Origin of the sequence: Candidatus Litorirhabdus singularis, from assembly GCF_026262625.1 — a bacterium.
GTDB classification, from domain to species: Bacteria; Pseudomonadota; Gammaproteobacteria; order Pseudomonadales; family Halieaceae; genus Litorirhabdus; species Litorirhabdus singularis.
In genome coordinates this window covers 1,701,342-1,722,710 of record NZ_SHNN01000001.1, presented here as the reverse complement: position 1 = coordinate 1,722,710, position 21,369 = coordinate 1,701,342, and the positions used below count along the sequence as shown (strand labels likewise).

The window sequence follows — 21,369 nt, the reverse complement described above, 5'->3', positions numbered from 1 at the left end:
TAATTGACATACACTATGCTGAGCACAAGACATAATAGGCCTGGAGCTGGATATGACTGAATATGACATTATCATTAAAAACGGCGAGCTCTACGACGGTTCCGGCAGCGCTGTTCAGAACTGCGATATCGCCGTAAAAAACGGTGTCATTGCATTGATCGCCCCCGATATAGAGGGTACGGCTAATAAGGTCATCGACGCGCGGGGTAAGATTGTCACCCCGGGCTTTGTCGATGTTCATACCCACTATGATGGGCAGGCCACCTGGGATGTTCATCTCAAACCTTCCTCCAACCTTGGCACCACAACCGTTGTAATGGGTAACTGCGGCGTAGGCTTTGCGCCTTGCCGGGAAGAAGACCACGATGTTCTGATTAAGCTAATGGAAGGCGTGGAAGAGATTCCGGGTTCCATTATGGACGAGGGATTATCCTGGAACTGGGAGTCCTTTCCCGAGTATCTGGATGCCCTTGATGAAAGAGATATAGACATAGATGTTGCGGCTTTGTTTCCACACGCGCCACTGCGCGTGTATGTCATGGGCGAACGGGCGCTTAACCGTGAGCCAGCGACTGCGGATGACATACAGAAAATGCAGGCGCTCATACGCGAAGGCGTAGCGGCAGGCGCAGTTGGGTTTTCTACTTCCAGAACGCTGGTTCACCGCAGCGCGACGGGTGAGTTTATTCCTACTTACCAAGCCGCAAGCGATGAACTGAAGCAATTGGGCGAAGCGCTGTCTGGGGAAAGAGGCAGTGTGTTCCAGTTTATTTCCGACTGGGTTGATGCGGATGACGAATTCAGCATTCTGGCTGAGACCAGTGCTAAAACGGGCGCCAAAGGTACGTTTACTTTAGTTGATGTCGGTGGTGCCTTGGGCGGACAGACAGCCGGTGGGCAAGCAGGACAGTGGCGCGAACAGCTCGACAGGCTGGAAAATGCGCAAGCTCAGGGATTGGATATACGCGGCCAGGTATTGTCACGGCCTATTGGTATTCTGATGGGTTTTCCTGGCTCTATGCACAGCTTTTACCGACGCCCGTCTTTCGCCGCTCTGGACAACCTCGATTGGGAAGCGCGTAAGCAAGCGCTCGCGGACCCTGCATTAAAAGCCAAGATTCTCGCGGAGGACAACGAGAACCCGCACGTGTTTGTCGAGATTTTCAACCGTCGGTTCAGCAAAATGTATCCACTGGAAGATCCCATCAATTACCTGCCGGAGCGCAGTAGCAGTGTCGCAGCAATCGCTGAGAGAGAGGGCCGCGAGCCAGAGGAATGGCTTTACGACTACTTCCTCGGCAATGACGGTGCCAACCTGGTCTACATACCCGCAGTGAACTTCACCGAGAACATCCCCACCCTCCTCAAGCACCCTAATACAGTGTCTGCTCTCGGCGATGGTGGCGCGCATGTTGGATCCATTTGCGACACCAGTGCCAATATTTATGTGTTGACCAAGTGGGTGAAGGAAAAGGGCATGATTGACCTGGCCGAGGCCGTGAACATGCTATGCCGCCAGCCAGCCGAACTTTATTCTCTACTAGATCGCGGCTTGCTCGAAGAAGGATTGAAGGCGGACATCAATATCCTCGACTTTGAGGCGCTGGCGTTACATACGCCTCATGTTGTTTATGATTTACCCGCCGGCGGCAAGCGCTTCCTGCAGGATGCCGATGGGATCAGTGCAACCATCAAGGCGGGACAGATTATTTACGAGAACAACAAGGCTACCGGGGCATTACCCGGGAAACTGCTACGGGGTAAACAGGATGATCCACGTTCTGAGAGTTCGTGAACCGATACGAAATATTTGAGCGCGCTGAAGCGTCGGCACCCAATACCAAAATACAAGAAACACTAAAGAGGCAACTACCACTGAAGCCTCTCCTGAAGAGACGCTCTTACGGGCTCGGCTGTCACATCGCTCGCAACCAGCCGCCACCAAGAGACTCTACGGCATGAAAAAACCGCTTATTGCCTTTGTTATTGCCGCCGCCTCTTAAAGCCGGTTCTGACAAGTAAAGGGCACTGAAGAATGGGAGACTGGAGAAGTGCTGCACGCCTCCAGAGGCTTGTAGCTGCCGCGCTAAGGTGACCGGTTGTGCTAGCCAGCAGTCCTGGCCAACTCCGCTCGAACTCCAAAACACCGACAATAGTCAGAGATTTTTGGCCGCTGTAAAAATTGCTCGTGGTCAAAGCCAAAGTCGGGCATCCTCGCCGGAGGCTTGGCCCTGCGCCCGGCCCTCTGCTCCCCAAGAAAATCACTAATCAGTTGTTGCAGATGCGCTGGGGAGGGAAGCTCAGCCTGCTCATAGATAGACTTAATAGCCGCGTACGGATTATCGATGAGCTCCGGGTAGTCGACACTACTGATGTGCCTCGATAACGTTGCCTGGTGGGCGACCATAGCTGTGAGTTTTCGCTCACATCGATCAACCATCATGGTCACTCCACTATTTCCGGGGTTGAAAAGTTCTTTGCTCTCGATGAAGGACTCATTGGTATGACTGACCAATGCGCATGATGAGGTAAAGACCCGGTAGGGATCCCGATGGGTGAATACAAAATGTGCTTCAGGAAAAATTGCAGCAATAACATCTACCAGGCCGGCATGTTGGGGTGCCTTCAGTACCAAATAGCCAGACTCTCCCACGGGATTGCGCCACAGCAGTAGTTTGATGAGGCGACGATACTCGACAAATGTCTCAGTCATATCGGCAGTAGCAAGCCAGTTAGCCCATTTTGGCAGCACGCAAGCAGGCGACTGAGCCAGAAAGCTGGTGCAGTTCAGAAGGCCCCAGGTGCACTCCTCGGGGTCTTCGGCGTCAACCCAGTGCATATGCTCCAGTAAAGTGCCGCGCAGTTTCTCCTGGGGTGCTTGCACCTCCGCAATGCGTGGATCGGTCTGGTAGGTGGCAGCCTCTGGCGGTGGCGTTGGGCGCATTAACTCCCAGCGTTTTAGTGATCGCGCGTTCTCGTCCAGGGATAGCAGGTTGTGCAACAAAGTAGTGCCGCTACGTTCATGGCCGGTAATATAAAGTATGGGTGGAATGACGACATCGTCTATCTCGGGGTGCTGCTTCAGGCAGTCCATCACCTCAAGTCTCCGCGCAAGATCATTGACCGCCAGGCTAGCGTAAAATTTTCGCCCCCGTGCATTGGGAACAGGTCCATTAATGTCTTCTACCCAGGCAGTCAGCGCTGCGCTATAGGTATCTGCACCGAAATCTGTCAGGCCCGTTTTTTCGCTGGCTTTGAGTTTCAGCGAGTCAACGGTCACTTTGATGTCTGAACGACTGTTGGAATTCATTTCAGCCTTTGTCTACCAACTGGTGTGCCACATGCATAGGCAGTTTCGATACACTATGCCTATAGGGAGCACTAGTAAACCTGTCCAAGATACTCGCGAACCAGAAATGCGTACCGAGGATATTCCCGCCGATACCGCCAGTTCTATAATGTCTGCGACAGTCTCAAGCGGCCGACCCTGCCTGCGTGTTGAGGATGCCAGGTGACAAACTTAACCGCCGCGCCTAACCACCATTACCTCGTAGCTTCCCTTGGGACCGATAAAGTTGGAACACAGGCCGCTGACCAGGCTAACCACGATGGCACCGAACACCGCACTCCATAAGCCAACTACTTCGAAGCCATCCACAAACCAGTCCGCCAGGTTGAGCATGCCGGCATTGAGGACCAGCAAAAACAGCCCGAGAGTCAGAACGGTGAAAGGCAGAGTAAGTAACACCAGCACAGGCCGCACGAAGGCGTTGATGAGGCCTAGCGCTATCGCCGCCCAAATAAGGGCGCCGGTGGACGCCGCACTGACACCGGGCACAAGATATGCCGCAAGCCAGATGCCCAGCGCGGTGATCAATGTTCTTAGAACGACTCCCAACATACGCTCAACCTACCATCGAGAACTCTTTCGCGCCACCCTACAGGCTTTTGAGGAAGGCGATCAGGGCGGCTTTGTCACTCGCCGACATTGATGTGTATGCCTCTTTGGAGGCTTCCGCTTCTCCACCATGCCACAAGATTGCCTCACTCAGGGTTCGCGCGCGACCATCATGCAGGTAACCCTCGCCGAAACTGACACCTTGAGTCAGGCCGATATTCCACAACGGCGCGGTGCGCCATTCCGCGCCAGACGCATTGCCTTCGCTCAAGGTTGAAGCAAGGCCAGGTCCCATATCGTGTAGTAGCAGATCGGTATAGGGATGGATAGTCTGGCTACGCAGCTCCGCATGCGGATGATACGGTGATGTCTGGAAGGTATCTGTATGACAGCTGTTACAGCCGGCACTGGCAAATAACGCCTCACCCTGCAGTGCAACTGGATCATTCAGGTCGCGGCGGGCACTCACCCCCAGCAGGGCAACATAAGCGGTCAGGTCGTCGAGGTGCTCATCGCTCAACTCGGAGCCAGAGGGTCCGCAGTCGGTTTGTGCACTGCCGCAGTCAGGATCGGGGAAAACCGATGTCATCACGCCCATATCGGTATTGAATGCTGCCGCCACCTGCTGCCTTACTGTGGGCAGTGAGGCTTTCCAGCCAAAACGCCCTATTCTGTTCTGTCCGGTTTCAGCATCCACCGCCAGCTGTATCCGGCCGGAGATGCCATCTGCGTTGCTGTCCTGCGGGTCAGCCAGTGCCTCGATATCGGCGTCCGCTATGGCCTCCAGCAGCCCCATACCGACCAGCTGTGGCGCAATGCGCGCTGAGAAGTTGGCCGGAGTCACGCCGGTAAAGCTGTAGTTGGGTGAACGCAGACCATCTTTCTCACTCCAGCTGCTGATGCTGACCCCGCCTTCCGCGGCGCCGGTGATAGTCTCCGGTTGCAACACGGCACCCAAGTGCGGATCCGGGTTGCCGCTGGCATCACCAACCCTGACGACATAACCGGCAAGCGGCTGGCCGGGTGTCAGCGGTGGCAGCGCCCTGCCGTTTCTTGCATGGCAAGATACGCAGGAGTGATCGATATAATTATTGCCGAGCTTGCCAGCCAGCTCAGTAAAGGGGGGATTGGTTATCGCCTCGTTATGGGAGCCGTCCTCGAAGTCGGTATGGTGCACCCGGCGTCCCAGCACAAAGACCTGGCCATTAATGTTCGACAGGTTGGTCGGCATCTGCATGAAGTGATTGTCCGGCTCATCCGAATATTGGTAATTCAGCGTAGTGTCGCCGCCCAGCTTTCCAGCTGCCGGCAGGGGATAGGAGTTATCACCCTGCCCCGCTCGCGCTTCCCAAGGCACGACGCCCTGGCCGACGATATAGAGTATGGCGGTGCCGTAATAATTTTCCCTGCCATTGGGAGGGGCATCGAGAAACTGACTCAGCTCGAACTCGAGGCGGTCGCCCACCTGCAGCGGTCTGTTGAATTTCTGGTTATAACTCAGGCTGCGGGTGTAGTGCCGGGCATCTTCACCGGGGACGTCCAGACCCCGGACCCGCTGCATTACGCCGTTGTTAGCGTAAATGGCCGCAGTCAGCTGGAAAAAACGCAACTCCGCCTCGAGGGTCCTTACCTTCCACTGGGTAGTGACATTAAAGGTAATGGTGTTACCGCCTTTGCCGATGGTATCGACGATCTCGATTTCAGCCGTGCGATGCTCCCAGTAAAAAGACAGGTAATGGTCATAGGTCTTGAACTGGGCTTCTCGCGCGTGGCGGTCACGGGCGCGGTCAGCCAGGCGGGTTATCAACGCCGTTGGGGTATCGACCTGCAGCGCCGGCTCCAGCGCGGTGGTGCTGTCGAACAGCGGTGAATAGGTTTGTAGGTAATCAATGGCATGCCACACACCACCTGCTCCGTCACCGTTAGTGTTTCCGAGGGCTGCGTCGCCGCTGAAGAAGTACAAGGGCCTGCCAGCATACGTAACCTGCTGTGCGCCATCATTGCGTGTGATCGTGCTGAGGTCGGCTACGCCAGTGGCACCGCCATCAGTGACAAGTAGAGGCGGCCAGTTGATGGCACAGGCGTCATGGCAATTGCTGCCAGCTGAGCCGATGTCATTGTCAAAAACGTAAAGGGTGAAGCCGGGCCGGCTGGAACCATCGCCACCAGCCAATCGGTCGTTTATAGATGATACTTCATTGACAGGGAGAACCACGGTACAACCACTGCTATCGACCAGAGATGCTGGAGGCGTGCCAGGGCAAAGATCCAGTCTGTCACCGATACCATCGTTGTCTGCATCGCTGAATATGCAGCCGTCAGTACCTACGTCACTGCCCGACGGAGTAGCGAGGCACAAGTCCCGACTGTCATCTACACCATCGCCATCCTGATCGGCTGCGACCGAACCATACACTTCCATCTCCCAGATCGAATAGCCATAGGGGCTGCTGCGGGCGATGCCATACATCCGCACATAACGATAAGCGCCGGACAGAGCCGCAGTATCGGTGCGTTCTCCAAAGGCACCGCCGGTCCGACTGTATAGCGACGTCCAATTGCTATTGTCTGCCGAACCCTGAATCTGATAGCTCTCTGCATTCGCCGCTTCCCAGTGAATGATCGCCTCTGACAACGCATAGCTGGCACCCAAGTCGAGCGTGATCCAGCTAGGATCAACCCCGAACCCTGATTCCCAGCGGGTTGCCCGATTGCCATCGACCGCAAAAGCCGCGCCGCCAGCTGTACCCAAAGAGCTAGCGGTGGCAGTGGCGCTGAGCAACGTAGCAATGATTGGGCATCCGGTTGTGTCCACAACAGCGCCTGCCAGTGTTCCAGGGCATAGATCATTGGTATCGGGCACTCTGTCATTATCGGCATCATTGACCACGATGGGACAACCCGCAGGGTTTACCAGTGAGCCAGGCGGTGTACCTTGGCACAGGTCGCTACGGTCGGGGACTCCGTCACCATCAGTGTCGAGCACAGATTTGGTCTTAATCGTCGCATTACAACCATTCACATCCGCGCACGCATGGCTGACAAAGATATTGTCGAGGAAAAAGTCAGCACTGCCACCCATCACTTCAATGACAAATATATTGATCACGTTAGACAGATCAACGCCGGAACCCGGGCCGGGATCAGCGAGCAGGTCGGCAAAATTGATCGCTACTCTGCTCCAGTTGCCGACCTCGTAATCGGAGGCTTGCAGCGCTACCTGGCCCAGGTTCGGGAATCCACTGTCGATCTTGACGGTTAACACAGCCCCGGGTGACAGGCTATTCACCCTGATGTCGAATACCAGCTGGCCCGAGCCTTCGCCGGAGAGGTCAAAACCGGTATCGAACACCGGGTCGGCGCTCAGGTTGGCCGTACCCAGGTACGCATTAGCCGCGCCACCACTAATGGAGACATACCAGACGGTGTTACTACTATCGTGTGGGTCTGTGTAATTCGGCTCGTTGATAATGCTGGCGCCCGGGCCTGCTGAGGCACCCACCCTCAGTGTCGTAGACGCGGCACTACCGCCTGCTTCTGACTGTATTGTCTCAGTCCCGTGTATGAACAGGTCGAGAGTCTCGCTGAAGCGGCCGTGTTGCTGGAGCACCAACTGTTGCTGTAGCAGCAAGTCCTGAATATTGATGAGGCCGTCGGGGGCCCCACGTGGGTAAAGATCTCCATGGGCGAGCTCAAGTTCCCCGGCGATGACCTCCCCCATGACGATATTGCTGGCAACCAGGTAATCGGCAAGATTAATGATGCCGTCGGGGTCCCCCAGAGGAGCCAGGTCACCGTCTGCATAGATCGGGTAAGCTGCGTGTGAGGAGGTGACAAAACTTAGGAGCACCGTCGCCAATGCAGTTACTGCAAGTATCTTCATTTATCTCGTAATCCGCTTACTGTCCTACTCGGGCGCAGACTGCGAGCAGGTGCAGCACGCGTCTTGTAACAGTGTCCTATGACTGGTCGAATGATGAGAGTGGGTTGAGATAAAAAGGACTAATGGCAAGATTAAATGACACAAGGAGGCTTTAGGACCGCAGGTTGCCCTGCGCTTCCGCGCCTCACGGTCGATCTGACGATGCGGCTGCTATGACACTGCTGCAGCGGTTACCGTTTTGCCCGCAGATTTTTCGACAGCGCTATATCCTGCAGTCGACTTTCGCTACGCATTTTTGAAACTACGTGGGTCGATATGTAATTTCTTGATCCGTGACGCCAAGGTCGTGGGTTTGATGCCAAGCAGCTCGGCTGCACCCTCTTTACCAAACACCTTGCCCTGAGATTTTTCCAGCGCCATTAAGATATTCCGACGCTGACGCTGCTTATTCTGGGGCTCGGACTCAAGTTCGCCTAACGGCTGTAGTGATGTTCTCGCGCCAATTTGATCCGACGATATTAGTGAATCATCCATCCTGATCGCGTCTCCCTGTGCCAGAATAACCTGACGCTCAATAACATTTTCCAACTCTCTTATATTTCCCGGCCAATGATAACTACCAAGTTTTTCAATTTCACTCAGGGAAATCTTGAGGTCTGGTTTGTGGGCGCGAGTGGCGGCCTTTTGCAAGAAGAGCTGTGCCAGCAGGGGGATATCTTCCCTTCGCTCGCGCAAGGGTACCGAAGTGATCGGAAATACGTTGAGCCTGAAGTATAAGTCTTCGCGGAACTTACCTGCGTCGACGAGTTGGCGTAGATCTTTGTTGGTGGCTGCAACAATACGAACATCCACGTGGCGGGTGGCAGATTCGCCGACCCGTTCAAACTGCTGCTCCTGTAGCACGCGCAGTAGCTTACCTTGCAAATGTAAGGGTATTTCTGCGACTTCGTCTAGAAACAGGGTGCCTCCGTCGGCCAATTCGAAGCGACCAGGTCGGTCCCCTGTTGCACCGGTAAAGGCTCCTTTAACATGGCCGAAAAATTCGCTCTCAAACAGGTCTTCAGGTACCGCAGCACAGTTAACTCGAATCAGTGGTCGCTCGGAGCGTTCACTTTGCTCATGAATGGAACGCGCTATCAGTTCTTTGCCCGTGCCAGACTCCCCCACAATCAGCGTGGTAGCACCCGTCGGCGCCACCAGGTTGATCTGTCTGATTGTATTTTGAACACCCGCGCTGCGGCCGATAATACGATGGTTGTTGTATTCAATGCTGATTTCTTCTTGCAGGTAGGCATTCTCCTGCTCGAGGCGATTTTTCAGTGTCTCCACTTCCTCAAGCACCTCCATAAGTCGTTTGCGATCCGCCTTCTTTTCAGAAATGTCACGAAAGATGACTACCACACCGACAATCTCGTCGCCTTCCAGTATGGGCGTACTGGTGTACTCAACATCAATTGGTTTACCAGCGCGCGACCAAAAGGTGTCATCGTCGACGGTGTGAACCTTACCATCACGCAGAGACTCAAAAATCGGGCATTCGTCGACCTCAAAATGCGAGCCATCACCATGGCTGTAGTGCACGGTACTGTGCATATTGCGTCCGATTAGCTCTTCCAGCGTATAGCCGAGTATGCGCCGCGCCGCGGGGTTGACGAAGGTGGTGTTGCCAGCCTTATCTACCCCATAAATACCCTCTCCGGCTGCATCCAGAAGCAAGCGATTCTCATGCTCGAATTCGCGAAAAACGCTGGCCACTCTATTCCAATGCCCCAGACCTGAATGGTAGATATCCAGCGCATCGGCCCGGCTGCGCCGCACCGTAAGTTCGCTAAGCAGTTGCAGGCCTAGATGCAGAAAGCTTTCTTCGCCTGCCTGACTGGATCGGCCAATCACTTCAACCCCACTCGCCTGCCCGCCAATCTCTATCTGTAGCTCATCACAAAACCCTCGGGTGTTCTCCAGCACTTCCTGAGTGAACGCATGGAGTCTTGGTAGATCAGTCCGGAACAGGCTTGTAACACGCTGTTGCTTTAGGCTATCCCGGTCACGTTGCAAAAGTCGGCAAGCTTCCTGATTGACCTCAATGATCACGTCCAGAATTGGGTCCACAACGATTTGTGGAACTGCCGAGTAATTGTAGAAGCGATCCATAATCCCGCCGTTCTTTGATTCGTAGTGAACAGAACACAGCAAGTATCGAGCCAAATTACGAAATTTCATATACCACGCGACTAAAATTCGTAAATTACGAAATCACGTAGCCATTCTGTTTTCACGTACAAACCAGATAAGCCTTTAAAAACAGGTCTTTAGCGCGATTCCAAAAACTGGCATGCAACTTGCGATACCTAAGACAGGCAAGCGCCACGAGAAACCCGTAGCCCGCTTTTTGGGTACTAGCGTTTTTCGCACGCACCAGAACGGATCACCAAAAGTCATTACGAAAAGGCAGGAGCACCAAAAATGAGCAACAAGAGTCTAGGCAATCCCTTCGACGCGGACAGCAGTTTGACCCACTCGGCCAGCTGCGTCTGCGACATCTGTAAAATAGAAGCCCGGTCCGGTCAGTCGCTGAGCGACCGCGATCGTCAAATGCTTATGGAACGTCAGGCGGAGGCGGGGCACGGGCATAGCCACGCAGCGCCCACGGCTGCTGCGGACAGCTTCGACAGCAGTGAAGACATGATGGACCGGGCTGTAGAGAACGCCATTGTAAGAGGTGTGTTCGGGCACAGTGACGCCAACCGCCGCGACTTTATCCGTTTGGTGGGCGGCGGCACACTAGCGGCAGTGCTGGGCTCAATGATTCCGTTGGACAAGGTGAAAGCCGCGGTAAAAGACTCAATAGGGCCGCTGGAAAAAACCAAACTCAAGGTGGGCTTTGTACCCATCACCTGCGCCACGCCGATTATTATGGCTCAGCCCATGGGTTTTTATGCCAAGTACGGGCTTGATGTGGACGTGATTAAAACAGCCGGCTGGGCTGTCGCCCGAGACAAATCGTTGAATGGCGAGTACGACGCCTCCCACATGCTGACGCCTATGCCGCTCGCCATGAGTATGGGCGCAGGCTCAACCGCCACCCCCTACATCATGCCGGCTGTCGAGAATATCAACGGCCAGGCCATCGTGCTTGCCAACAAGCACAAGGACAAGCGTAACCCCAAGGACTGGAAGGGCTTTAAGTTCGGGGTACCATTCGATTACTCCATGCATAACTTCTTGCTACGTTACTATGTGGCTGAACATGGAATCGACCCTGACAAAGATATCCAGATTCGGGTTGTGCCCCCGCCGGAGATGGTTGCCAACCTGCGTGCCGGCAATCTTGATGGCTACCTGTCGCCAGACCCTTTCAATCAGCGAGCGGTGTTCGAAAAGATAGGTTTTCTGCACATCTTGACCAAGGACATATGGGAGGGACATCCATGCTGCGCCTTCGCCTGTAGCGAGAAGTTCGCAACTGAAATGCCCAATACCTATTCAGCGCTATTCAAGTCTATTGTCGATGCGACACATTACTCAGCCAAAGCTGAAAATCGCGCCGAGATCGCCAAGGCTATCTCGCCGAAAAACTATCTCAACCAACCCGAGGTGGTTGTCAGGCAAGTGCTGACCGGACGCTATGTCGATGGCATCGAGCAAAAAGTACACGACGTGCCGGACCGGATCGACTTCGACCCGTTCCCCTGGCATTCGATGGCGGTATGGATTCTGACGCAGATGAAGCGTTGGGGCTATGTTGACGGAGACATTGATTACAAAGGTATCGCGGAGCGGGTCTATGTGGCTGCAGAGACCGGTAAGGTGATGAAGGACCTGGGCTACACACCTCCCTCCAGCACTTATCAGAATTATACAATTATGGGTAAGGAATTCGATTACAACAAGCCTGAAGAGTACATCAACAGCTTCGCGATCAAACGGACATAGCATGGCTAGCTTGAATGTCAGGGCCGCGTTGGTTTCAGTCTGTCTTCTGGCGGCCCTACTGGGCCTCTGGGAGGCGCTGAACCAACCGCCCGCTGCGACCGAAGCTCTGACCGAGTTTGAAATACTGATGGGCGGCGTCGACCAGGAAGCACGGGTACCGCCTCCCTCACAGGTAGCGGGTCGTGCCTGGGATGAGCTGAGCAATCCGTTTTACGATGCGGGCCCGAACGACAAGGGTATCGGTATTCAACTGGCGTATTCACTGTATCGGGTTCTCACCGGCTACTTTGCCGCCGCATTGGTGGCAATTCCGCTGGGATTCCTGATCGGTATGTCGCCGCTTATGCACAAGGCACTCAACCCGTTTATACAGGTGCTGCGGCCTATTTCCCCGCTGGCATGGATGCCGCTAGCGCTATTTATTATCAAGGACTCTGAACTGTCAGCTATCTTCGTGATTTTTATCTGCTCCATTTGGCCGATGTTGATCAATACCGCTTTCGGCGTGGCCAATGTGCGTAATGACTGGATATCTGTAGCGCGAACGCATGAGTTGAGCCAAATCAAGACCGCTTTCCTTGTGATTCTGCCAGCGGCTGCGCCGACCATACTGACCGGTATGCGTATTTCCATAGGTATTGCCTGGCTGGTGATTGTCGCAGCAGAAATGCTGGTGGGTGGCACCGGCATTGGCTACTACGTTTGGAATGAGTGGAACAACCTCGATCTCAACAGCGTCATCTTCTCCATTCTAATGATTGGCCTGGTGGGGATGGCCCTCGACTTTGCACTGGGCAGAGTCGAAAAACTGGTTCAGTACAAGGAGTAAACAATGAGCAAGCCATTTGTCAGCATTGAACAGCTGGCGAAGATTTACACCTCCGCGAGCGACGAACTGGTGGTGTTCGAGGATGTTAATTTTGGAATCGAGAAGGGAGAGTTTGTTTGCATAATCGGACACTCCGGCTGTGGCAAGTCCACCATTCTCAATGTCCTTGCAGGCCTGGACATGCCCTCGCGTGGCAGCATTATCATGGAAGGCAAGGAGATCCGCGGCCCTAGCCTGGACCGCGGCGTGGTATTCCAGAACTATAGCCTGCTGCCCTGGCTGTCGACCTTGCATAACGTAAGCTTCGGGGTAAGAGCGCGTTGGCCGCAATGGAGTAAGGCGGAGGTGCTTGAACACAGCAGGCGCTATCTAGAGATGGTGGGGCTTGCTGACTCACTGCAACGCAAGCCGTCTGAACTCTCCGGGGGCATGCGCCAGCGCGTCAGTATCGCCCGAGCCTTCGCCACCAGCCCGAAACTCCTGTTACTTGATGAACCCTTCGGCGCGCTTGATGCACTGACCAGAGGCGTGATTCAGGATGAATTGATCAAGGTCTGGAGTGAAACTCAACAAACCGTGTTCATGATCACCCATGATGTGGACGAGGCAATTTTGCTCGCCGACCGCATACTTCTTATGAGCAATGGGCCGCGGGCAGGAGTGGCTGAATCGGTCAAGATCAACATTCCCAGACCGCGCGGACGCGCCACGATCGTTGAAGACCCCGCCTACTACAAAATCAGAAACTATCTGGTCAATTTTCTGGTCAACCGTTCCGGTGAACGAAAGACCGGCGACAGCCAGGCTCCAACATTTATCGACCCCAGTATCTCCGGGGTGGGCAATGAAAACTCAACTAACACTGAAACAGCGGCCCTGGTGGCTGCAAATTAATAAGCCGAGGAGGCCTTATGAACAAACTGGAAATGACCGACCTGATAGTCAGCACAAGACTCGAAAAAGGTTTGAGCTGGGAGACAATTGGCAAAGATACCGGCATGTCGCCTGTATGGTTGACTTCTGCCTGTCTGGGCATGAACAGCGCGCCTCCCGAAAAGGCCGCGGCGATCGCCGAGTACCTTGGGTTGGGCGAAGAAGTGGCCAAGGCGCTGGAAGCCTTTCCAACCAAAATCTGGGACCAGGCCGTGCCTACAGACCCATTGATCTACCGACTGTATGAGGTCGTGGGCGTATACGGCGAGACACTCAAAGAAGTAATACAGGAAAAGTTTGGCGATGGAATTATGAGCGCCATCGACTTCAGTATGGAAGTGGACAAGATCGAAGATCCCAAGGGTGATCGTGTGCTGTTGACTCTCAATGGGAAGTTCCTGCCCTACAAAAGCTGGTAGAAAACTGCGGCGCGCGCCTGGCCGCCCTCTTTCTTAAGGATCTAGTATGACAGAAAATATACGTCCCCCACTACCGCCTTTCTCCCTGGAAGATGCGGAAATGAAGGTTAGAAAGGCGGAAGACGCGTGGAACGGCAAGAACCCCGCAGCGGTTGCGCTGGCCTATTCGCCAGACTCCATCTGGCGCAATCGCAACAGGTTCTTTAGCGGCCGTGCTGCGATCGAGAAATTCCTCACGGAGAAATGGCAACGCGAGTGTGAGTATCGTCTGGTCAAAGAGCTATGGGCCTGCGCCGGCAATCGTATTGCTGTCAGATTTGCTTACGAGTGGCATGATGATCAGGGTCAGTGGTTCCGCAGTTACGGTAACGAAAACTGGGAGTTCGACATGCAGGGCCTTATGCAAACCCGCCACGCCAGTATTAACGACTGGGCGATCGCTGAAATAGATCGCAAGTTCCGCTGGCCACAGGGACCACGCCCTATTGATCACCCTGGTTTGTCTGCCCTGGGACTCTAATGACCACGCGGTGAGACACCGGTCTGCGGCAGATTGGCCAGACCGATATCACGAGCGTGCTCTTCGAAGCCTTTGTTTTTCCAGAAGAAAGCGCCCGGCATTGTAGTGGGAACCACCAAAACGTAGAACAGAGCCCGACTGATCAGCGCGGCGCCCAGGCTTAGCGCAACTGCACCTACCCATAGCCAGGCAGCAGGCTGCACAATGAAAACCGCCAGCAAACATAACAGTAGCCCGAGACTGCAGTTTCTGAGCAACCAGGTTTTACCGAAAGTGGTCGTCTGCGCGTAGTGTGATACAGCGCCTTCGGAAGCAGAGAGCGTCATGCTCCGAGCATGGGCGATCAACCCTATTGCCTCCACTACCGTACCGCACAGCATAATGGCTGCGAGTGTCGACAGAAGCGGCGCGTCTGCAGAACCAGTGAGCAGCGCGAAAGTACCGCAGACAGCGGCACCCAGCTGCGCAGTGGCACCGACAAAAGCACTACCAGACTGCCAATGGTCCCAAAACGGTCGAGCCTTGATTCGATAACATCGGTACATGTAATACAGGGTACCCGCAGCTGCCAGCAATGCTGCTGCACCGGTAACGCTGGCGGTTACGCTAGCGAGACCCTGTACATGCGCGATTGCCGGCAGCATCTCATTAAGAACTGGCAGTTGCGCAACACTGGCCAGCCAGTGCAGACCGGCAAATGCCATGAACAGTGCAGCGCAGGCGCCCTCGCGCGCCATGGGCGAGTAGCGCAGATTGTTGAAGCCTCGATAGAACCGTACCGGTTTGCCCAAGTGCAGCGCCGACATACCAAGGCCGCCGCCAATCAGGAACAGGCTGACTAGCACCAGGCTCTGGTAGGTACCCATTTGACCGATGGGCGCCAGTGAACTGGCTCCGAACCACCCCAGCCAGCTGATGACGAAAGTGCCAATCGCAGCCTGACTCGCCAGCGTGAATAGCACCAGCGGATTTTCCCGACTGCTCAGTCTGGCCAGGTTCCACTGGCGCGCACTGCCGCTTTTGCTATCCAGAGTCGGCTTGTAATTACCGGTAGCGTCGTCGCGGCGATACTTGATGGGCGCTGAATCGGTGCGAGACATCTCCCGGGGCATGCTTTTGGTTTGCTGGAAGCGGATATTGGGGTGCGATATCGCCGGGTCGGGAAAGCCGGGGATACTGGTGTTTATCTGCTCGCGGTTATCCGGAGTGTTTTCGACTACGCCGAAGTCGAGCGCATTGCCCAGGCAGGCGCTAACACAGGCCGGCTTCAGCCCCACCTCAAGCCGGTCTACGCACATATTGCACTTTTCAACCTGACCCGCCTCCGGGTCAAGCTGTGGTGCATTGTAGGGACAGACCCAGGTACAGTAGCCACAGCCGAAGCATATGTCCGGATCCTGAATGACTGCGCCGTAAGCCTCGTGCTTGGTATAGGCGTTGGTGGGGCAGCCTTTCAGGCAAACAGGATCATCACAGTGATTGCAAGCCATTGAGATATTCATGCGCGTGTAGTTCGGGTAGGTACCGCCCTCTACATAGCCCACTGAGCGAAAGCTCAAATGCGCCGGCGTGTCGTTTTTCTCTGCACAAGCTGACTCACAGGCATGGCAACCGATACAGTTGTCAGCAGTAAAGTGAAATGCGTGTTGCTTGTTACGGTTGGGATTAAATCCTTTTTCAGTAACGCCGTTAATGTTCAGCGACTCTGCCTGATCAACCAGGTCAGTCAAGGCTATGAGCTTGCCGTAACGATTACGCTCGTCACTAGTGGGATCATTGAGCTTGCCATATTCCGGCTCATTGTCACGCAGCGGAAATATTGATTCGGAAGATCGCTGTGAGGTAATGGCTTCAAAAATTTCAACGCTCATCAGTAGGCCCTCAATTCCAGGTTCATACGCGCGGCCTGCTCCTGATCAGTTGGCTCCACTCTGACAGCGCATTGCTTGAAAGCCGGCTGCCTCGAGTGCGGGTCCAGAAGACCCAGTGACAGGCGATTAACGCAATCGTGGTAGTGGAACGGCACAAATACCATGTTGTAGGGCACCCGTTCGGTGAGCTGCGCCAGAACTATGGCATCACCGCGGCGGCTAACCAGACGCACATAGTCCATGTGATTGATGCCCTGGTCCTGCGCCGCCTTGGGGTTTATCTCCATATAGGCGGTTGGGCTGAACTTGTTGCAATTACCTACTTTTCCGGTACGGGTACGCGTGTGGAAGTGTTCTACCACGCGGCCGCTATTGAGCCAGAAAGGAAAGTCATTGTCTGGCGTTTCGTTGTTGTCCTTCCACTCCATAGCCAACAGCTTGGCCTTGCCGTCCGGGTACGGAAAAACGCCATCGGCATAGAGTCTGGCACTACCGCTGCTGTCGCCGGCGCGCATTGGCCATTGCAGGCCGCGCGCTTGCAAGATAGCTTCATGGCTCATTCCCGAGATATCCAGGTTACGCGGCGCGCCGTTAGCACCCGTTCCCGTCGACAGGAGTTTCATTTCTTCAAATACCTCGCTGGCAGTCTCGGGGAATGTCATTTTTTCCGATTTTGGCCAACGTTTAGCCATCTCATTGAATATCCACAAATCCGGCTTGGAATTTGCCAGCGGTGGTTTGACCTGAGTGACCAGATTGACCCGCCGCTCGGTATTGGTGAAAGTACCTTCCTTCTCAGCCCAGAGTGAGGCAGGCAAGTAGACGTGCGCATATTGGTTAGCCTCGACATCAGCGTAGGAATCCTGCACTACGCAAAACTCCAGCTTCTCCAGAATGCGGCGCATGCGCGCGGTATTGGGCATGGAGGTCATCGGGTTAGTAGCAACCAGCCACAGCGCCTTTATCTGACCGGACTCTATGGCCGGAAAAATGTCGGTCATAGCGAGCCCGCGGCTGGGCGGGAAGAAGCCTTCATCGACGTTCCAGAACTCTGCCACCTCACGCCGGTGCTGCGGATTTTCCAGGGTGCGGTAGCCGGGCAGGCCTGAGGTGGAAGACCACTCGCGGGTGCCCATGGCGTTGCACTGCCCGGTAATGGACAGGGAAGTACCGCCCGGCTTGCCAATATTGCCGGTAATCAGGTTCAGGTTATTGATGGCGCAGACGCCATCAGAGCCGTGAGTGCTCTGGTTGATACCCATGGTCCAGATACTCATGGCTGCGCCGGCGCTGGCGTAGAGTCTGGCAACCTGACGGATGGTATCTTCGTCAATACCACAGATACCCGCTGCAGTAGCTGGATCATATCGCTGGCACAAGGACTGCAATTCCTCGCGGCCGTGACAGTAAGCGGCGATATAATCTTCATCCGCAAGACCTTCCTCAAGGATCACGTTGGCCAGCGCGTTTAGCAGAACCAGATCAGTGCCCGGCGTAATGGGCAGGTGGATATCCGCGAACTGGGCGAACATGGTGACCCGCGGGTCGACCACAATAATCGGAAACTTGCGCTGCTCAAGGGCTTCTTTCAAACGCCAGTAAATAACCGGATGTTGTTCCGGAAGATTAGACCCAAAGGCCAGCAGGCAATCGGTGTCAGAAAAATCATCATAACAACCTGGCGGCCCGTCGGCGCCAAATGAGCGCTTGTAACCCGACACGGCAGACGCCATGCACAACGTGGTATTGCCGCAATAGTTGTTGGTGCCGATGAGTCCACGGGTCAGCTTGCCCAGAGTGTAGAACTCCTCAGTCAGAATTTGCCCGGTAGACACGATGGCTACCGCATCACGACCATATTGCTCGGCGATGCGCTGCATTTCGCTGGCACTGTGATCAAGCGCACTATCCCAGTCAGTGGTCTGCCAAGGTTCCCAGTGCTGGGCGCGCACCAGCGGTTCGGTGCCGCGTCCGCTGGCGTTAAAAATACCCGCCTCGGTAATACCCTTGATACACAGCTTGCCGCGATTGACAGGGGCATCTGCCACGCCGCGAGTTGTGACGGCCTCGCCGTTGGCGTTCAGGCCAACCTCAAGCGCGCAGCCGGTAGAGCAGTAACCGCAGGTAGCGTACTTCCATTCCTGCACGCCCTTGTCCGGTAGCTTGATCGGTTTCTTCTTGCGTTTACCAAATAGCATGATGTTATTGCCCTACCTGAACGTTGTCGCCCTGTGTGCGTACTTTCCAGGTCCGCAGTTGAACATTTTCTTCCAGGCAGGCTCCGGTTCGCAGGCAAAAATGCTGTTTGTATACTGGGCTGGCGACTACCAGTTGATCCTTCAGACTTCCAATAATGCCGCGTGAAATAACGTTGGCGCCGCTAAACGGATCGTGATTGTCGATAGCGTAGAACTCTTCAATGCCCGCATTGCTGATTCTGAAAACCGCGACCTGCTGCTTACCCAGCAGCGCCGCTCGACCGCTGTTAAGCGGAATATCAGAGACCTGACATATTGTTTCCCACTGCTTCATAGCTGTTTACCCTGTCGCCAATATGTCGGTTTTATCGCCGTCACGCTCTGCTGCTGTAGCTGGCCTGGGCTGGTCGCGTTCACTGACGAAGACTATGTTGCTGTCACCCTGCTCACTGTTGACGAAATGGGCGAAGCGGCCAGACTTCTCACCGTCTTCTACCGTGGTGCGCCATTCGCATTGGTAACTTGCTACCACTGCCTCCATTTCAGCTTCCAGCTCCGCGCCAATAGAGAGGCTATCTTCCAAAATCACCGCCTTGAGGTAGTCCAGTCCGCCTTCGAGGTTATCCAGCCAGACCGAGGTACGCTGCAGGCGGTCGGCAGTGCGAATGTAAAACATCAGAAAGCGATCGATGGTCTGTATGAGCTGAGTATCGGTAAGGTCCGTAGCAAACAGATCTGCGTGCCGTGGTTTCATACCCCCGTTGCCGCACACATAGAGATTCCAGCCATTCTCGGTGGCTATAACGCCGAAGTCCTTACTCTGCGCCTCGGCGCATTCCCGGGTGCAGCCCGACACCGCCGATTTGAGCTTGTGCGGTGAGCGCAGGCCCTTGTAGCGGTTCTCTATAGTGATCGCCATCGCCACAGAATCGCTGACTCCGAAGCGACACCAGGTGCTGCCGACACAAGACTTCACAGTGCGCAGCGACTTGGCGTAAGCATGTCCGGTTTCAAATCCTGAGGCGATAAGGCGCTCCCAGATGGCCGGCAGATCTTCGCCACGCGCGCCGAACAGGTCGATGCGCTGACCACCGGTAACCTTGGTATAAAGGTCGTAATCACGAGCGACCTCTCCCAGTACAATCAATTTGGCCGGGGTGATCTCGCCGCCGGCGATGCGCGGCACGATAGAATAGGTACCGTTCTTCTGCATATTGGCGAGGTAGCGGTCGTTCGTATCCTGCAGTCCCGTGTGCTGCTCCTTGAGGATGTAATCGTTCCAGCAACTGGCAAGAATTGAAGCCGCCGTCGGCTTGCAGATATCGCAGCCCAGGCCGCTGCCATGGGCCTCGAGCAGGCTGTCAAAATCGCGTATGTCTCCAACCCTGATCAGGTGATACAGCTCCTGTCGGGTATAGGGAAAATGCTCGCAAATACTCGTATTTACGCTCATGCCACGATCAAGCATTTCAGCGTCAACGCAGGTCTTGAGCAATGCAGCGCAGCCACCACAACCGGTGCTGGCCTTGGTGGCGCCTTTGATATCACCCAGCGAGCAGCAGCCTACATCGAAGGCTCCAGCGATATCGCCCTTGCTCACATTGTGGCAGCTGCAAATAGTGGCGGAAGCCGGCAGCGCCGCAGCGCCCAATTGGGGGGCACCCTCCACGTTAGGCAGGATCAGGCTGGCTGGGTCCGCCGGTAAGTCGATGCCGTTAAGGAAGTACTGCAACAGACTGTCGTATTCGCTGCAGTCGCCTACCAGCACCGCACCAAGCAGCTTGTCACCGGCTGCATTGACCACCAGACGCTTGTAAATCTCTTCACGTTCGTCGCTGAATACCCAGGCAATGGAGCCGGGTTCGCGGCCATGGGCATCGCCTATTGAGCCGACGTCCACCCCCATCAACTTTAATTTGGTGCTCATATCGGCACCCTGAAAAGCGAGTTTTTCAGCGGTGAACTGCGACACCGCCGCTTCTGCCATGCGGTAGCCCGGTGCCACCAGACCAAAGATACGGCCGCCAAAAAGCGCACACTCACCGATGGCAAGTATGTTGGAATCGCTGGTGCGGCAGTTGTAGTCAATCACAATGCCGCCTCGCTCGCCCAGCTCCAGACCTGCCTGCGCAGCCAACTGGTCATAGGGGCGAATGCCTGCAGAAAAGACAATCATGTCTGTCTCCAGTCGGCTCTCGTCGGCAAACTCCATGGCCATAGCATGTTCACTGCCAGCAACGATTTGTTGGGTTGCCTTACTGGTGTGCACGTGGACGCCAAGTGCTTCAATCTTGCGTCTCAGCATGCGGCCGCCGCCGTCATCAAGCTGCACACCCATCAGGCCAGGTGCGAATTCAACAACGTGCGTCTCCAGACCCAGGTTTAGTAGTGCATTGGCGCACTCCAGTCCAAGCAGGCCGCCGCCAACCACAACGCCGGTCCTGGCGTTTGCCGCTGCGGCTTTGATTTCACCCAGGTCATCAATGGTCCGATAGGTCAGACAGCCTTTCTGGTCGCCACCCGGAATGGGCGGTACAAACGGGTAGGAACCCGTTGCCAGCACCAGCTTGTCGTAAGCAAAACACTGGCCCCCTGCGGTAATCACCTCCTGCTGTTCCCGATCAATACGACTGACCGGATCACCGAAGTGAGCCTTAACACCCATGGCCTGGTAGGCCTCGCGACTGGTCAGAGCAAGCTCACCTGGCTCTTTGCCGGCAAAGACCTCCGACAAGTGAACTCGATCATACGCGGGTCTGGTCTCGCCACCGATGACTGTAATAGTGACAACAGCGTTACTGTGAGCCAGGGCCTCGGTAAAGTGATGGCCGACCATCCCATTGCCAACAACCACAACCTTCAGGGGTTTCTTTGTCATTTTGAGA

Annotated in this window: 14 protein-coding genes; 6 read left to right on the top strand and 8 right to left on the bottom strand. The window is 55.1% G+C overall.

What is annotated here, in order from left to right:
• The first annotated feature begins 52 nt into the window (after positions 1 to 52).
• Positions 53 to 1,795: an N-acyl-D-amino-acid deacylase family protein gene (locus tag EYC98_RS07635; protein WP_279244725.1), complete on the top strand. Its 1,743-nt coding sequence runs from the start codon at positions 53 to 55 to the stop codon at positions 1,793 to 1,795.
• A gap of 309 nt (positions 1,796 to 2,104) precedes the next feature.
• Here the strand turns inward: EYC98_RS07635 and EYC98_RS07630 are convergent, their stop codons facing one another.
• The 4 genes from EYC98_RS07630 to EYC98_RS07615 form a co-directional block, all read right to left on the bottom strand.
• On the bottom strand, positions 2,105 to 3,310 hold the full coding sequence (locus tag EYC98_RS07630; protein ID WP_279244724.1) for a sulfotransferase family protein: 1,206 nt from the start codon (positions 3,308 to 3,310) through the stop codon (positions 2,105 to 2,107).
• Positions 3,311 to 3,520: 210 nt separating this feature from the next.
• On the bottom strand, positions 3,521 to 3,901 hold the full coding sequence (locus EYC98_RS07625) for a phage holin family protein (protein WP_279244723.1): 381 nt from the start codon (positions 3,899 to 3,901) through the stop codon (positions 3,521 to 3,523).
• 37 nt (positions 3,902 to 3,938) lie between these two features.
• Positions 3,939 to 7,781, bottom strand: coding sequence for a di-heme oxidoredictase family protein (locus tag EYC98_RS07620; RefSeq protein WP_279244722.1), 3,843 nt, complete (start codon positions 7,779 to 7,781; stop codon positions 3,939 to 3,941).
• Positions 7,782 to 8,066: 285 nt separating this feature from the next.
• Positions 8,067 to 9,932 (bottom strand): sigma-54 interaction domain-containing protein, encoded by a 1,866-nt coding sequence (locus EYC98_RS07615; protein ID WP_279244721.1) that lies wholly within the window; start codon positions 9,930 to 9,932, stop codon positions 8,067 to 8,069.
• Between the two features lie 312 nt (positions 9,933 to 10,244).
• Between EYC98_RS07615 and EYC98_RS07610 the strand changes: the two genes are divergently transcribed.
• From EYC98_RS07610 to EYC98_RS07590, 5 genes are read left to right on the top strand one after another with little or no spacing between them, the layout of a single operon-like run.
• Entirely contained in the window at positions 10,245 to 11,714 is a 1,470-nt protein-coding gene (locus EYC98_RS07610; RefSeq protein ID WP_279244720.1) for a CmpA/NrtA family ABC transporter substrate-binding protein, read from the top strand.
• Position 11,715: 1 nt separating this feature from the next.
• Complete coding sequence (gene ntrB, locus EYC98_RS07605) at positions 11,716 to 12,543, top strand: nitrate ABC transporter permease (protein ID WP_279244719.1); 828 nt, start codon at positions 11,716 to 11,718, stop codon at positions 12,541 to 12,543.
• Between the two features lie 3 nt (positions 12,544 to 12,546).
• Entirely contained in the window at positions 12,547 to 13,437 is an 891-nt protein-coding gene (locus EYC98_RS07600; protein ID WP_279244718.1) for an ABC transporter ATP-binding protein, read from the top strand.
• Positions 13,438 to 13,454: 17 nt separating this feature from the next.
• Entirely contained in the window at positions 13,455 to 13,895 is a 441-nt protein-coding gene (cynS, locus tag EYC98_RS07595; RefSeq protein ID WP_279244717.1) for a cyanase, read from the top strand.
• 46 nt (positions 13,896 to 13,941) lie between these two features.
• Positions 13,942 to 14,415, top strand: coding sequence for a nuclear transport factor 2 family protein (locus EYC98_RS07590; RefSeq protein ID WP_279244716.1), 474 nt, complete (start codon positions 13,942 to 13,944; stop codon positions 14,413 to 14,415).
• Here EYC98_RS07590 and EYC98_RS07585 read toward each other — a convergent pair.
• The 4 genes from EYC98_RS07585 to nirB are packed head-to-tail and all read right to left on the bottom strand — an operon-like array spanning position 14,412 to position 21,362.
• Complete coding sequence (locus EYC98_RS07585; protein WP_279244715.1) at positions 14,412 to 16,286, bottom strand: DmsC/YnfH family molybdoenzyme membrane anchor subunit; 1,875 nt, start codon at positions 16,284 to 16,286, stop codon at positions 14,412 to 14,414. The two genes, EYC98_RS07590 and EYC98_RS07585, sit on opposite strands and share 4 nt — an antisense overlap.
• Positions 16,286 to 18,484: a molybdopterin oxidoreductase family protein gene (locus EYC98_RS07580; protein WP_279244714.1), complete on the bottom strand. Its 2,199-nt coding sequence runs from the start codon at positions 18,482 to 18,484 to the stop codon at positions 16,286 to 16,288. The genes EYC98_RS07585 and EYC98_RS07580 overlap by 1 nt, the downstream gene beginning before the upstream one ends.
• 4 nt (positions 18,485 to 18,488) lie before the next feature.
• Positions 18,489 to 18,818 (bottom strand): nitrite reductase small subunit NirD, encoded by a 330-nt coding sequence (gene nirD / locus EYC98_RS07575; RefSeq protein ID WP_279244713.1) that lies wholly within the window; start codon positions 18,816 to 18,818, stop codon positions 18,489 to 18,491.
• 6 nt (positions 18,819 to 18,824) lie between these two features.
• Positions 18,825 to 21,362, bottom strand: coding sequence for a nitrite reductase large subunit NirB (nirB, locus tag EYC98_RS07570; protein ID WP_279244712.1), 2,538 nt, complete (start codon positions 21,360 to 21,362; stop codon positions 18,825 to 18,827).
• Between the last annotated feature and the right edge of the window lie 7 nt (positions 21,363 to 21,369).

What these genes read in the sequence shown, in the direction of transcription:
- EYC98_RS07635 (WP_279244725.1), top strand. Translation starts at nt 53, where the DNA reads ATGACTGAATATGACATTATCATTAAAAACGGCGAGCTCTACGACGGT.
- EYC98_RS07630 (WP_279244724.1), bottom strand. Translation starts at nt 3,310, where the DNA reads ATGAATTCCAACAGTCGTTCAGACATCAAAGTGACCGTTGACTCGCTG.
- EYC98_RS07625 (WP_279244723.1), bottom strand. Translation starts at nt 3,901, where the DNA reads ATGTTGGGAGTCGTTCTAAGAACATTGATCACCGCGCTGGGCATCTGG.
- EYC98_RS07620 (WP_279244722.1), bottom strand. Translation starts at nt 7,781, where the DNA reads ATGAAGATACTTGCAGTAACTGCATTGGCGACGGTGCTCCTAAGTTTT.
- EYC98_RS07615 (WP_279244721.1), bottom strand. Translation starts at nt 9,932, where the DNA reads ATGGATCGCTTCTACAATTACTCGGCAGTTCCACAAATCGTTGTGGAC.
- EYC98_RS07610 (WP_279244720.1), top strand. Translation starts at nt 10,245, where the DNA reads ATGAGCAACAAGAGTCTAGGCAATCCCTTCGACGCGGACAGCAGTTTG.
- ntrB (WP_279244719.1), top strand. Translation starts at nt 11,716, where the DNA reads ATGGCTAGCTTGAATGTCAGGGCCGCGTTGGTTTCAGTCTGTCTTCTG.
- EYC98_RS07600 (WP_279244718.1), top strand. Translation starts at nt 12,547, where the DNA reads ATGAGCAAGCCATTTGTCAGCATTGAACAGCTGGCGAAGATTTACACC.
- cynS (WP_279244717.1), top strand. Translation starts at nt 13,455, where the DNA reads ATGAACAAACTGGAAATGACCGACCTGATAGTCAGCACAAGACTCGAA.
- EYC98_RS07590 (WP_279244716.1), top strand. Translation starts at nt 13,942, where the DNA reads ATGACAGAAAATATACGTCCCCCACTACCGCCTTTCTCCCTGGAAGAT.
- EYC98_RS07585 (WP_279244715.1), bottom strand. Translation starts at nt 16,286, where the DNA reads ATGAGCGTTGAAATTTTTGAAGCCATTACCTCACAGCGATCTTCCGAA.
- EYC98_RS07580 (WP_279244714.1), bottom strand. Translation starts at nt 18,484, where the DNA reads ATGCTATTTGGTAAACGCAAGAAGAAACCGATCAAGCTACCGGACAAG.
- nirD (WP_279244713.1), bottom strand. Translation starts at nt 18,818, where the DNA reads ATGAAGCAGTGGGAAACAATATGTCAGGTCTCTGATATTCCGCTTAAC.
- nirB (WP_279244712.1), bottom strand. Translation starts at nt 21,362, where the DNA reads ATGACAAAGAAACCCCTGAAGGTTGTGGTTGTTGGCAATGGGATGGTC.